This is a genomic window from Shewanella sp. c952 (assembly GCF_019654975.1).
In the GTDB taxonomy this organism is placed as follows: Bacteria; Pseudomonadota; Gammaproteobacteria; order Enterobacterales; family Shewanellaceae; genus Shewanella.
This window is the reverse complement of the sequence record NZ_BPEW01000009.1, coordinates 71,821-84,338: the sequence shown is the minus strand read 5'-3', so window position 1 is coordinate 84,338 and position 12,518 is coordinate 71,821. Positions and strand designations below refer to the sequence as shown.

The window sequence follows — 12,518 nt, the reverse complement described above, 5'->3', positions numbered from 1 at the left end:
TGAGTGAACATGAATAAAACAGACAACAAGCAGAACAACCCCGCTCCAGCTAAAGTAATATCAACGCTAAACAAGGGAATGCACCCGCGTAACCTTCATAATGCGGGTTATGACTTTGAGGCGCTAATTGATTGCTACCGTGAGCTTAAACCGTTTGTTAGCCCTAATGACTTTGGTAACTTATCGATAGATTATTCCTCCCCAAGTGCCGTTAAGGCACTTAATACGGCGCTACTTAAGTATCATTACGGTATTGATTGCTGGGATATCCCACAGGGTTTCTTATGTCCGCCGATACCGGGACGTGCCGATTATATTCACCATATTGCAGATTTATTAGCAGTAAAAAAATCGTCTAAAAGCCAGATCCCAAAAGGCAACAAAATTAACGCATTAGATATAGGCACTGGCGCCAATGCCATCTATCCACTACTTGGAACCCAATCATATGGTTGGCAATTTGTTGGTAGCGATGTTGACCCTGTATCAATAGAAAATGCGCTGCAGATATTTGCTCTAAATCCTAAAGTAAGTCGCAAATTCAGTTGCCGATTACAAAATAATCCACAACATGTATTTAATGGGATTATCAACAAAGGTGATCGTTTCGATGTCACTTTATGTAATCCACCCTTTCATGCATCGCTTGCCGAAGCAAATGCCGGTACTACCCGAAAGCTGACAAATTTGGCGGCTAACCGTGCTGCCAAATCAGGTAAAAAAGAGACGAAGAAATCAACCAATACAGAGACTGCAGTACTTAATTTTGGTGGACAGAAAGCAGAGCTTTGGTGCGATGGTGGCGAAAAACAATTTCTTAGTAACATGATTAGTGAAAGCCAAATGTTTGCTAGCCAGTGTTTATGGTTCACCACTTTAGTTTCTAAGAAGGAAAACTTGAATCTGGCTCAAGCTATGCTGCAGAAAGCAAAAGCCTGTGAGGTTAAAGTGATTGAAATGCACCAAGGCAATAAAATTACTCGTATCTTGGCATGGACATTTTTAACAGTAGAACAGCAGCTGCTATGGCAAAAATACCGCGAACTGCGTTAGGTGATCGCCTCAATCTCTCTAGCATTAGAGAGAGTAGCTAAAATAACTGGCTGAATGATTTCAATTTTTTAAAATCTTATCCTAAACTCATAGCAATATAGCTGAGTTGAATAGTGTTCCGTTATGAATTCACTCTGGTATCAAGCATGTCATCAATTCAGTTGCCTTGTTTGTTCAGTGCAAAGGTATTGACACATAGCTGGCTCGAAGCGCGGTTATTTTAGTGGTCTGGGTAGCATTATGAATTTCAAAGTTGAAAACTTACTGGTAGAACTAGAGCTCTATTTACAAAAGCCTGAGGTGAGATCATCTCGGGCAGAGCTCGAGCGTTTGATCAGCGATGATTTTATGGAATTTGCTGCTAGCGGCTGCAGTTTTGGTAAAAGTGAAGTGCTTTCACGTTTGCCGGATGAAAGGGCTCCCTCAATTGAAACTAGCCATTTTGAAGTGAGAGAGCTGTGTGACGGCGTTTGTCAGGTTTTTTACCGCGCTAAGCTAAAAAAAGCAGATGAAAACATCACCAACTTTTCTATGCGCAGTTCCATCTGGCGCAAGCATAAGGAGGTGTGGCAAATGGTGTTTCATCAAGGCACACCTTGTCGACCATTTTGATGCTTTGCCCACCTTTAAATAGGCTTATGCTTGTCCATTCCAAATGATTTTTCCACAGTCAGTTAAATCGTAACCACCTAATGTAGCTGCTAACTGCTGTGACTGGGGCTCCGCTAGTAAGTTGAATAACCGCTGCAGCTGACGTCTAAAATAGATCCCTTGTGGCATAACAAAGTCAAAAGACTCCGTCACTAACGGCACGAAGCTCAAACCACTTTCAAGCGCAACAGACTGACAGCCAAACCCTATATCAGCATCATTACGAGCAATGTATCCAGCCAATTCGCGTTCACTTTGAGCAACTAAGTTTGAGTTTAACTGCTCAAATGTCGCACCTTGCTTCATTAACCATTGCTCCAAATGCTGCTGACTACCTGCACCCGCTTGTCTTGCGACCCAGCGCCAAGACTGTTGGGATATTTTGTCCAACTGCTGGCAACGATGATGCATATCGGAGCGCATCATCAACCCTTGTTTACGGGTATAGCCATGCACCATTACCCACTGTTGGTGGTTTGCATAGCCTTGCAGTAATGCAGGGTGGCGTACGCCACGTTCTTCAACACTGCCCCAATGCAGTGTACACACATCGGCATAACCGCGAGAAAGCAGATCTAAGCCTAAGCGTGAGCCAGTGGAGCTGTAACTAATGAGTTCGCTCTTGCCAACTTGCGACATCATCCGCGCAACTAACATGGATAACAGAGGATCATCACTGCCAGTTATGTGCATTCGATCTGAGAGCATGCCGCTATGGCAGGAGTCCATCACCCAACGGTCAATTAATATTTTAGGGAACAGCCATTTACCGGTGATTTTCGTCGCGGGTAAAATACGGTCATTCGCCATGGAATAGACTTTTTTCTCATTCAAATCTAAGTATTCAGAGACCTGTCTGGCACTCATGTAGATAAGCTCTGTAGGCTCGGTCATTTTGATTCCTTGTGGCGAAAAATCGTTATTGCTTGTTGATGTAGGTGATTAAATAGCATCAAATTCAATGTTTTCAGCGCCGTTATAAACTAAGAAGTGACGACCTTTGGCACGAGCAATCATAGTGATCCCAAGCTTCTGCGCGAGTTCAAGCCCCATTTGGGTAGCACCACTTCGGGAAAGCAATACCGGTATACCCATCTTGGCGACCTTAATCACCATCTCAGAAGTTAACCGTCCAGTCGTGTAAAACAGCTTGTTATGACCAATATCTTGTTTTAACCACATCTCCCCAGCTAGTGTGTCAACGGCATTATGGCGGCCCACATCTTCAACGAATCCTTTAATTTGGTCACCTTGGCATAAACCACAGCCATGCACAGCTCCGGCATTCTTGTAGGTTTCGTTATAGGCACTGATATTTTTTAGCAGGCTATAGATCATGCTTTGCTTTATTTGTGGTGTCGGCAGGTTTATTTCATCGAGACCAGCCATGAAACCGCCGTATACTGTGCCTTGACCACAGCCTGAAGTGACCGTTTTTTCTGAAAGCTTCTCATCTAAATCATCGGTTGTTTCACTGGTGATAATCGCTGCAGAGTTGACATCCCAATCGACGATGACGGATTCAAGCTTACTCAAGTCTGATATAAACCCCTGATTTTTAAGATAACCTAGTGATAGCGCTTCAGCTCTAGCCCCTAATGTCATTAACGTTACGATTGGGCGCCAATTTAAATAGACCGTCAGTGGGCGCTCGCAAGCAATAAATTTATCGACCTGCTCGCCTTTTTCATTGATGGCTTTGACCGCAATGGTTAGCGGCACTTCGGTGTCAGTTTTGATCAAAGTTGGGTTGCTCTTGTTTGCTGTCATAAGACCCGTCATCAGTTATGGAATTTTAATTACAGTTATTGGTAAGCAATATCTGTACCTAATTTTAGTGGGATATAAGTTAGCTACAGATCACACTTATGGCGTTGGTGTCGCCCTTTTATGTCCTATTGCAGATTGCGTTTTAGACAAAATGTCCTAATCTTTGGTGGGAATAGTTGATCTAGTTCAAATTATTATATTGTTATTGTGTGGCACACATATTGCTTCACTAGAGGAGTATCTATTTAGTTGGACTGCCAACCAGGCAGCCATCTCAGGCAAGACGGAGACTGAATGCAACATACCGAAAGCCAATGGCCAATGTACGTTTCTCTGAAAAAGATTGAGAAGCAAGTCGGAAGATGGACCTCAGTACAGTGGGAAGTCGACCAAATGCTTCCTGCCACCCACGCCGCACCAGAAGGTGCAAAACTCGTCTTGCTTGAGCTGCATAAAGACGAGCGCGGTAGCTACCGTATCAATATCGACATGGATAATGCCATGTTATACATCGTTTGTGACGAAACCCTTGAGGGGGATTGGATCCCTGCTGCTATCTCTGCCGACCAAAATGTCGCAGCTGGCTGCTTAGAGGGGGATACTCCGGTACTTAACATTCCTATGCCACAGGCAATCGCTTGCTGGATTGAAGCGTTTATTACTCGCCATGGTGAAGTTGAAATTCGAGCGCATCGTCGTCAAAAGCATGTGAATCGCCGTAAGAATGAAGGCCCGAGCACTAACCATTTTGCAGGTAACTCATGAGTGGCTTACTGTCGCGCTGGAATTTGCGTCGACAAAAAGTAGAGCAGGAAGCTGAAGCCGACATCGAAATTCCCGTTGCTGTTGAAGCGCAGGTCGAGACAGAAGATGCTGCAATTACAGCAACGCCTTCTGCAGAAAGTTCTAGCGGAGAAGTTGTTGAGTCTGATGAAGCGCAGCTACTTACTGCAGAGGACTTACCTGACCCAGATAAAATTGAAGTTGGTGGTAGCTTTGCTAGCTTCATGGGAGCAAACGTTGATCCTGCTGCTAAATCAGCAGCATTAAAAGCTCTTTGGAAACAGCCGCATTACAGCGAAATCGATGGTTTGCTCGAATACGCACTCGATTACAGTAATCAGCCCAAGTTATCTGCGGAAGTCTCGGCTGAACTCGCAAAGAAAGTATTCCGCCATGTTGTTAAAGAAAAAGACGATGAGGAGGAGAACGAAGAAGCTTTGGCACTAGAGTCAGATGAGATGACCAGTACCGAAGAAACTGTTCAAGTTGAAGCTGTTAGCGATACCGAAACGGTATCGGACATTTTGGACGAGGATGATGAGCTACTGTCCCAAAATGAACCAGAACACCATGATGACACTAATAACAAAGTTGTTTAACGTCACTATAGAGTGTTTTTAATTCCACAAATTTGGTATGTGAATTGCTGTACTTAAGGTAAAGCTGGCGCATTAATTTAGCGCAATATAATAAACAGCGACTCTACGTACAGAAACAGCCAAAGAACTGTTCAGGAACGCAATGTGAGCAATCGTGAAACACAAGTTGGACTCAAAGAGGTTCGACAACAGGTCCTTGCTGGAACGCAGGTTATTCAAAACCTAATTCCACCGACCGTAAGCTACACCACCGAGGGCAATGTGCTCGTAATCGGGCCAGAAGATTTGGCTCGCCTAGCAGCCGACAAATTGTCTCATATGGGCAAGTGTGCCATTTTGGCTAACGAAGCCATCACTAGCCAAGATGAAGCTCATCTTGAGCAGGTGATGAATGCGGCTGAAGATGTTGAGAGCTTTTACAATAAGCTTATTGAGATAAAAGGCTTTCTCGGTCAGTTTCAAGTTAAAGTCGAAAACGAAGACAGTAACGCTGATTTAAGTGTTGTTGCAATTCGTAAGGCGCACTTCGATCTTATCCTCGATTTAAGCATGAGCCCATGCATCAACTTAGAGATGCTGCCACCCGGTTACTTTTACGTTGGTCAAGATGAAGCTAAGTTAGCTGAAGCATTAGCGCAGCTGCCGGATCTTATCGGCGAGTTTGATAAGCCGCGTTATATCAAGGTCAACAGCGAGATCTGCGCTCATAGTCGCAATGGCAACGAAGGCTGTAATCGTTGTTTAAACTTCTGCCCAGCAGATGCGATTGCCAGCGTTGAAAAGAAAATCGAAATCGACCCTTACCTATGCCACGGTGCGGGTAGTTGTACAAATGCATGCCCTACCGGCGCAATTAGCTATGACTTGCCAACACCGCAATCGATGCATAATTACCTTAATAAATTGGTGACACGCTTTCGCTCACAAGCGCAAGTGGCTCCAGTGGTATTATTTCACGACATTGGTAAAGGTGCAGAATTGGTCACTGACCAATTAGCAGGCGATATCATCCCCGTTGAATTGGAAGAGATTACGGTTGCCAGTATTGATCATTGGATGTCGTCTCTTGCTTGGGGCGCACGCCAAATCTTGATCCTTAATACTGATGCAACAGCGCCAACATTAACCCAGATGCTTAATGGTGAACTTGCATTAGCCAATGACATTCTCGATGAGATGGGCCAGCCGCGTCGTATTCATTTAATCACTGAAAATCATCTAACAGAAGCTGGTGCAGACGAACTGTCCGAATTGCTAACCACGAGTGCTAGCTGGCCAGTGATTGTCCCTGCTGAATTTGCAGCGACGACTAAACGCGAAACTATTTTCGCCGCTGTCGACCACCTTAATGAGCAGGCAGCGTCTGTCGATACTTGTTTGTCTCAAAGCAACATCCCTTACGGCAGAGTTAGTGTTAATACCGAGAGCTGCACCTTGTGTATGTCTTGTGTAGCAACCTGTCCTACGGGGGCGTTAACCGACGGTGGTGACCTACCTGCACTGCACTTTGTTGAACAAGATTGTGTGCAATGTGGTTTGTGTGAAGCGGGTTGTCCTGAGAAAGTTATCAGCCTAACTCCGCAGGTTAATTTTGATAAAGCTGCGCGCCAAGAGCGCCAGACCTTACATGAGGAAGCCCCGTTTGAATGTATTAGTTGCGGCACACCGTTCGCAACGCAGTCCATGGTCAAACGGATGATAGAAGTGGTAGGAACCCACAGTGCCTTCAGTGCCAACACTCAGCGTTTAAAAATGTGTGGCGACTGTCGAGTAAAAGACATGTTTGAAGACATTCTTCAAGATCCTGAAAAGCAACTGCGATAAGAGTTTAGCCATGACCGAATTAGTAAGAGAAGTTTCAGAAAATGACCAGCTAAGAGCCGATATTTATCAGTTACTAGCTGCACTATTACGTCGCCAGCCAAGCACCGAGTTATTGCAGTTCTTAGCAGGTTTGGATATTGACGCTAACGATGATAGCGACATGACTAAAGCTTGGGTTGGACTCAAGTTGGCTGCAGAGCAATTCACATCTGAGCAACTAGAGGATGAGTATTTTAGTATCTTCCTAGGCGTGGGCAGCGGTGAAATCCTACCTTACGGTAGCTGGTTCATGACAGGCTCATTGATGGATAAGCCATTAGCCTTGTTACGTAACGACCTTATGCAGCTTGGTTTTGAGCGTGAAGAGGAAGTGAAAGAGCCTGAAGATCATGTTGCTGCTTTATGTGAAGTGATGGGCACCTTGATTTTAGAAGCGCCGGGTTACCGCCAGCTAGCTTTCTATCAACGTCACATGGGTAGCTGGATAGCCCGTTTTTGCGATTCATTAGCGAAAACACCAAGTGCGGCGTTTTATGCCACGGTAGCGGAACTTGCAAAAGCATTTTTTGTTATCGAAGCCAATGAGTTTGAACAGTTAAGTTTAAATATTCCAGTTAACTGCCCTGGTAGTGAAGCGGAAAAGATTGAACCAAGCACTAACGAATTAGCTTCATAAGTAATTTGCCGGTGTCAGCAGTATTTACACCTGCTAAGCAGTTAGTTTGGTAGGTGTAGACAAAAACAGGGAGTTATCCCTAACTTAATCGAGTGATCTGCTTAATGACTTAAGCTAATCATCTCAATATCAATAATCCAAAGGAGACACTATGAAGAAGCAAGCTTCCGACATGGGTCGTCGTCAATTGCTAAAAGCATTGGCTATCGGCAGCGCCGCAGGCGTTGTGGCGACAGCGAGTGGTCAAGCGATGGCTGCGACACCTGAAGATGCCCCCGCTGCAAAAGGCGATGGCTATCAAGAGTCCGATCATGTTCGTAGTTATTACGCCTCGTTACGCAGTAAATAAGCGCGACGTAGTCAATAATTAAAGGAGAGTGTGTGATGCGATTAACCCGCAAAACAGACCAAGCAGCTACAAGTAGTAAGGCTGTCTTAGGTTTAAACCGCCGTCAATTCCTCAAGTCTGCGAGCCTCGCGACTGGTGGTATTGCTGCGGCATCAATGCTTGGCGCAGGTATGATGCGAAAAGCAGAAGCTAAAGATGTTCCCCACAGCGCGCCAACTGAAGTAAAACGTACTATCTGTTCTCACTGTTCAGTGGGTTGTGGTATTTATGCTGAAGTGCAAAATGGTGTATGGACTGGGCAAGAGCCTGCGTTTGACCACCCATTTAATGCGGGTGGACACTGTGCAAAAGGTGCTGCACTGCGTGAGCACGGTCATGGTGAAAAACGTCTTAAGTATCCAATGAAGCTTGAAGGCGGAAAGTGGAAGCGTCTTTCATGGGATCAAGCCATTGAAGAAGTTGGCCAACAAGCCCTCGATATCCGTAAGGAGTCTGGCCCTGATTCAGTATTCTTCATGGGTAGCGCGAAGTTCTCTAATGAACAAGCATATATGTACCGCAAATTTGCTGCGATGTGGGGCACGAACAACGTCGACCACTCTGCACGTATTTGTCACTCTACCACTGTAGCCGGTGTTGCAAACACTTGGGGCTATGGTGCGCAAACCAACTCTTTCAACGATATGCGCAACGCTAAAGCCATGCTGTTTATTGGCTCTAACCCTTGTGAAGCTCACCCAGTTGCAATGCAACATATCTTGGAAGGTAAAGAGCGCGGCGCGAAAATTATCGTTGTCGACCCTCGATTCACCCGAACTGCAGCTAAGTCTGACGAGTTCGTGCATATTCGCCCTGGTACCGATATTCCGTTCATTTATGGTCTGCTATGGCACATTTTTGAAAATGGTTGGGAAGACAAAAGTTTCATTGCTGAGCGTGTTTACGGTATGGAACGTATCCGCGAAGAAGTTAAGAAATATGATCCTGCTGAAGTTGAACATGTTGCAGGTGTGCCGAAAGAGCAAATGTACCGCGTGGCTAAGCTTTTAGCTGAAACTAAACCGGGTACGATTGTTTGGTGTATGGGTGGTACTCAGCATCACGTCGGTAACGCCAACACTCGTTCGTACTGCATCCTTCAGTTAGCCCTAGGTAACATGGGTGTTTCAGGTGGTGGTACTAACATTTTCCGTGGTCACGATAACGTGCAAGGTGCAACTGACTTTGGTCTATTGTTCGATACGCTACCTGGTTACTACGGTCTTAAGACGGGTTCTTGGAAGCACTGGTGTAAAGTTTGGGACTTAGATTATGAGTGGGTTAAGAACCGCTTTGATCAAGAGCAGCGTCTAGGCCAAGACCCAATGACTTCAACAGGTATCCCATGTTCACGTTGGCATGATGGTGTACTTGAAGACAAATCTAAGATTGCGCAGAAAGATAACATTCGTATGTCATTCTTCTGGGGCCAATCAGTTAACACTGAAACTCGTGGTCGTGAAGTGCGTGAAGCATTGAACAAGATGGATACAGTGGTTGTTGTGGATCCATTCCCAACAATGGCAGGTGTTATGCACGAGCGCACTGATGGCGTTTACTTGCTACCCGCATCCACTCAGTTTGAAACTTACGGTTCTGTGTCAGCGTCAAACCGCTCACTGCAGTGGCGTTCACAAGTTATTGAACCATTATTCGAGTCTAAGCCTGACCATGTGATCATGTACAAGCTAGCGAAGAAATGGGGCATCGAAGGTGAATTCTGTAAGCATATTAAAGTGAATGGCGATGAGCCATTGATTGAAGATATGACCCGTGAATTCAACCGCGGTATGTGGACTATTGGTTACACAGGCCAAAGCCCTGAGCGCTTAAAGATGCACCAAGAAAACTGGGGCACCTTCGATATTAAATCGCTTGAAGCACCAGGTGGTCCAGCACGAGGTGAGACTTACGGGTTACCTTGGCCTTGTTGGGGCACGCCAGAGATGAAACATCCTGGTTCTCAGATCTTGTACCGTACTGGTCGTGAAGTTAAAAACGGTGGCGGTAACTTCCGTGCACGTTATGGTGTTGAACATAACGGCGTTAATATTTTGGCTGAAGGTTCTTACTCGAAAGGCAGTGAAATCCAAGATGGTTATCCAGAGTTTACTGACAAGATGCTTAAGCAACTTGGCTGGTGGGATGACTTAACCGCTGAAGAGAAAGTGGATGCTGAAGGCAAGAACTGGAAAACTGATGTTTCCGGCGGTATTCAGCGAGTGGCTATCAAGCACGGTTGTATGCCATACGGTAACGCGAAAGCGCGTTGCGTCGTGTGGAACTTCCCTGATGATATTCCATTGCATCGTGAGCCACTTTATACGCCGCGTCGTGATTTGGTTGCTAAATACCCAACTTATGAAGATCGTATGGTTGCTCGTCTTCCTACCCTGTATAAATCAATTCAGGATAAGGATTTTGCCAAAGACTTCCCACTGGCCGTAACAACGGGTCGTTTGGTGGAGTACGAAGGTGGTGGTGAAGAGACACGTTGTAACCCATGGCTTGCAGAACTACAGCAAGAGATGTTTATCGAGATCAACCCTGCCGATGCAGCGGATCGCGGTTTACGTGATGGTGATGATGTGTTCGTTCACAGCCCTGAAGGGGCAAAAATCACAGTTAAGGCGATGGTAACTCCACGAGTTATCGCTGGTGAGTGTTTCATGCCATACCACTTCGCGGGTGTATTCGAAGGCAAGAGCCTAGAGAAAAACTATCCAGAAGGCACGGTTCCTTATGTGATTGGTGAAGCCGCCAATACTGTAATGACCTACGGTTATGATGTTGTGACTCAGATGCAAGAGACGAAAGCCTCTTTGTGTCAGATCAGCAAAGCCTAATTAACTTGATGAGGAGATAAGCCATTATGGCAGTCATGAAATTCTTATGTGACACCAAACGCTGCATCGAGTGTAACGGTTGTGTCACTGCTTGTAAAAACGAAAACGATGCCGCGCTAGAGTGGGGCATTCAACGTCGTCGCGTAGTCACTATCAATGATGGTGAGCCGGGTGAAGCGTCAATTTCAGTGGCATGTATGCACTGTACTGATGCACCTTGTATGGCAGTCTGTCCTGCAGATTGTTTCTACCGCACTGAAGACGGGATTGTACTACACGATAAAGACACCTGTATCGGTTGTGGTTACTGCTTCTATGCATGTCCTTTCGGAGCGCCTCAGTTCCCTAAGAAGACTGCATTTGGTAGTCGCGGCAAAATGGATAAGTGTACTTTCTGTGCCGGCGGCCCAGAAGAGACACATTCAGATGCGGAGCGTCAGAAGTATGGAGCAAACCGTATTGCCGAAGGTAAACTACCTATGTGTGCAGAGCTTTGTTCAACCAAAGCGCTGTTAGCGGGTGATGCCGGCGTAGTATCTGATATCTACCGTGAGCGTATTGCTGCTAGAGGCAACCCTGGTGCGATATGGGGTTACACCCCAACGACTGGCTAGGGCTGAATAGGGTTATGCACCTTGGTGCATAACCCAATTAAGGAGTGAATATGTCTATGAAATCACTGCGCAGCTTGTTCGCAATGCTAGTTATCCCACTCGTGTTATCGATGGGACTGGGGTTGAGTGCATCAGCAATAGCAGCGGATGATCAAAATAGCCAACAGCAAGCGGGTAAAACCAGCGAAGCTGATCTTTGGCGCGCGGTAAAAGCGGGTGACTCTGGGTTTACCGTGGCTCAAGGTATTGAGCCTGGTGTGCTGATCAACGTCGCCGGTAACCAAGGTAAAGATGTTAGAAACCAGTATTTAACTCCAGTTATGGGGCTCACCGTTGTCGGTGTGTTTGTTGCGTTTCTATTTTTCTATCTAGTGAATGGCCCTTCTAAACTAAGTAAGGGTTTTTCAGGCAAAATGGTACTACGCTGGACCAAAGCAGATTTGTGGATCCATTGGGTGTTGGCATCGTCTTGTATGGTGTTGATTTTCACTGGTCTTAACATCATGTTAGGTAAGCATGTACTGCAGCCTTATATCGGAGAAGGCCTATGGGCTAGTCTGATTTATGGTAGCAAGTTCATTCACGACTGGGTTGGACCTGTATTTATTGTATCTTGGGTTCTATGTGTTGTGAAATGGATGCCGATGCAGACTTTCAAAATGTACGATCTTAAATGGTTCTTAGTGGTTGGTGGTTACATCAATTTCGGTCCATTTAAAGGACAACATCCTGATAGTGGTTTTGCTAACGCTGGTGAGAAAATGTGGTTCTGGTCATTAACTATATTCGGCCTATTTATTGCCGCTTCTGGGTTAATGCTAGTATTGCCAGGTCTTGATCTGCCGCGTGAAGCATCAATGGCTGCGCTGTTGATCCATGCAATTAGTGCCATCATTATTATCGCCTTTACCATTGTCCATATTTGGATGGCAACGGTACTGAGTGAAGGTGGTATGGAGTGTATGGTGTCTGGTTATTGTGATGAAAACTGGGCTGCCCAGCACCACAACGTTTGGTATGACGAAATCAAAGAGAACAACTCTATTGTCTATAAAGATTAATTAGAGCTCGTTGATAAAAATGCCTCGACAGTGTCGAGGCATTTTTGTTTTTAACAGTGGAAAAATCGGATTTGTCTTAAATAATAATGGCATTGCCAAGTCGACGTATTAGCGTAAAAAACACACCCGAAAATCACTCAATTTATCACTCTCAATCATCGTTTATTTTTGGTTTTTATAAGTGCACAATTTTAAGCCATATTTGCCGTTAAAATTTACCTGCTTAATGCCCTTTAAAAATGTGTCGACAGGC

12 protein-coding genes are annotated in these 12,518 nt (G+C 45.3%); 10 read left to right on the top strand and 2 right to left on the bottom strand.

Annotated features, from left to right (window positions below):
• Nucleotides 1-9 precede the first annotated feature (9 nt).
• Together rlmF and K5R16_RS08775 are read left to right on the top strand one after the other, a co-directional pair.
• On the top strand, nt 10-1,053 hold the full coding sequence (gene rlmF, locus K5R16_RS08780) for a 23S rRNA (adenine(1618)-N(6))-methyltransferase RlmF (protein WP_220737187.1): 1,044 nt from the start codon (nt 10-12) through the stop codon (nt 1,051-1,053).
• Between the two features lie 240 nt (nt 1,054-1,293).
• A complete protein-coding gene (locus K5R16_RS08775) occupies nt 1,294-1,665 on the top strand; it encodes a DUF4440 domain-containing protein (RefSeq protein WP_220737186.1) in 372 nt (123 codons plus the stop codon).
• A 24-nt stretch (nt 1,666-1,689) separates the two neighbouring features.
• Here K5R16_RS08775 and K5R16_RS08770 read toward each other — a convergent pair whose 3' ends face one another.
• Nucleotides 1,690-2,598, bottom strand: a complete 909-nt coding sequence (locus tag K5R16_RS08770) for a helix-turn-helix transcriptional regulator (RefSeq protein WP_220737185.1) — start codon at nt 2,596-2,598, stop codon at nt 1,690-1,692.
• A 48-nt stretch (nt 2,599-2,646) separates the two neighbouring features.
• Nucleotides 2,647-3,474 carry a formate dehydrogenase accessory sulfurtransferase FdhD gene (locus K5R16_RS08765; RefSeq protein WP_259649807.1) on the bottom strand — a complete coding sequence of 276 codons (828 nt, stop codon included), beginning with the start codon at nt 3,472-3,474 and terminating at the stop codon, nt 2,647-2,649.
• 294 nt (nt 3,475-3,768) lie between these two features.
• Here K5R16_RS08765 and K5R16_RS08760 point away from each other — a divergent pair, with 294 nt between their 5' ends.
• The 8 genes from K5R16_RS08760 (at nt 3,769) to K5R16_RS08725 (ending at nt 12,265) form a co-directional block, all read left to right on the top strand.
• Entirely contained in the window at nt 3,769-4,239 is a 471-nt protein-coding gene (locus K5R16_RS08760; protein ID WP_220737183.1) for a DUF3305 domain-containing protein, read from the top strand.
• The gene (locus tag K5R16_RS08755; RefSeq protein ID WP_220737182.1) at nt 4,236-4,856 is read left to right on the top strand and encodes a DUF3306 domain-containing protein; all 621 of its coding nucleotides are present in this window, start codon (nt 4,236-4,238) and stop codon (nt 4,854-4,856) included. Before K5R16_RS08760 ends, K5R16_RS08755 begins: the two co-directional genes overlap by 4 nt.
• Before the next feature lie 144 nt (nt 4,857-5,000).
• Nucleotides 5,001-6,680, top strand: coding sequence for a 4Fe-4S binding protein (locus K5R16_RS08750; protein WP_220737181.1), 1,680 nt, complete (start codon nt 5,001-5,003; stop codon nt 6,678-6,680).
• Nucleotides 6,681-6,690: 10 nt separating this feature from the next.
• Nucleotides 6,691-7,356, top strand: a complete 666-nt coding sequence (locus K5R16_RS08745; protein WP_220737180.1) for a molecular chaperone — start codon at nt 6,691-6,693, stop codon at nt 7,354-7,356.
• Between the two features lie 151 nt (nt 7,357-7,507).
• Nucleotides 7,508-7,705 carry a twin-arginine translocation signal domain-containing protein gene (locus tag K5R16_RS08740; protein ID WP_220737179.1) on the top strand — a complete coding sequence of 66 codons (198 nt, stop codon included), beginning with the start codon at nt 7,508-7,510 and terminating at the stop codon, nt 7,703-7,705.
• A gap of 35 nt (nt 7,706-7,740) precedes the next feature.
• A complete protein-coding gene (locus K5R16_RS08735) occupies nt 7,741-10,590 on the top strand; it encodes a formate dehydrogenase subunit alpha (protein WP_220737178.1) in 2,850 nt (949 codons plus the stop codon).
• A 26-nt stretch (nt 10,591-10,616) separates the two neighbouring features.
• Nucleotides 10,617-11,204: a formate dehydrogenase FDH3 subunit beta gene (fdh3B, locus tag K5R16_RS08730; protein ID WP_220737177.1), complete on the top strand. Its 588-nt coding sequence runs from the start codon at nt 10,617-10,619 to the stop codon at nt 11,202-11,204.
• 50 nt (nt 11,205-11,254) lie between these two features.
• Nucleotides 11,255-12,265, top strand: a complete 1,011-nt coding sequence (locus K5R16_RS08725) for a formate dehydrogenase subunit gamma (protein WP_220737176.1) — start codon at nt 11,255-11,257, stop codon at nt 12,263-12,265.
• Nucleotides 12,266-12,518 lie beyond the last annotated feature (253 nt).

What these genes read in the sequence shown, in the direction of transcription:
- rlmF (WP_220737187.1), top strand. Translation starts at nt 10, where the DNA reads ATGAATAAAACAGACAACAAGCAGAACAACCCCGCTCCAGCTAAAGTA.
- K5R16_RS08775 (WP_220737186.1), top strand. Translation starts at nt 1,294, where the DNA reads ATGAATTTCAAAGTTGAAAACTTACTGGTAGAACTAGAGCTCTATTTA.
- K5R16_RS08770 (WP_220737185.1), bottom strand. Translation starts at nt 2,598, where the DNA reads ATGACCGAGCCTACAGAGCTTATCTACATGAGTGCCAGACAGGTCTCT.
- K5R16_RS08765 (WP_259649807.1), bottom strand. Translation starts at nt 3,474, where the DNA reads ATGACAGCAAACAAGAGCAACCCAACTTTGATCAAAACTGACACCGAA.
- K5R16_RS08760 (WP_220737183.1), top strand. Translation starts at nt 3,769, where the DNA reads ATGCAACATACCGAAAGCCAATGGCCAATGTACGTTTCTCTGAAAAAG.
- K5R16_RS08755 (WP_220737182.1), top strand. Translation starts at nt 4,236, where the DNA reads ATGAGTGGCTTACTGTCGCGCTGGAATTTGCGTCGACAAAAAGTAGAG.
- K5R16_RS08745 (WP_220737180.1), top strand. Translation starts at nt 6,691, where the DNA reads ATGACCGAATTAGTAAGAGAAGTTTCAGAAAATGACCAGCTAAGAGCC.
- K5R16_RS08740 (WP_220737179.1), top strand. Translation starts at nt 7,508, where the DNA reads ATGAAGAAGCAAGCTTCCGACATGGGTCGTCGTCAATTGCTAAAAGCA.
- K5R16_RS08735 (WP_220737178.1), top strand. Translation starts at nt 7,741, where the DNA reads ATGCGATTAACCCGCAAAACAGACCAAGCAGCTACAAGTAGTAAGGCT.
- fdh3B (WP_220737177.1), top strand. Translation starts at nt 10,617, where the DNA reads ATGGCAGTCATGAAATTCTTATGTGACACCAAACGCTGCATCGAGTGT.
- K5R16_RS08725 (WP_220737176.1), top strand. Translation starts at nt 11,255, where the DNA reads ATGTCTATGAAATCACTGCGCAGCTTGTTCGCAATGCTAGTTATCCCA.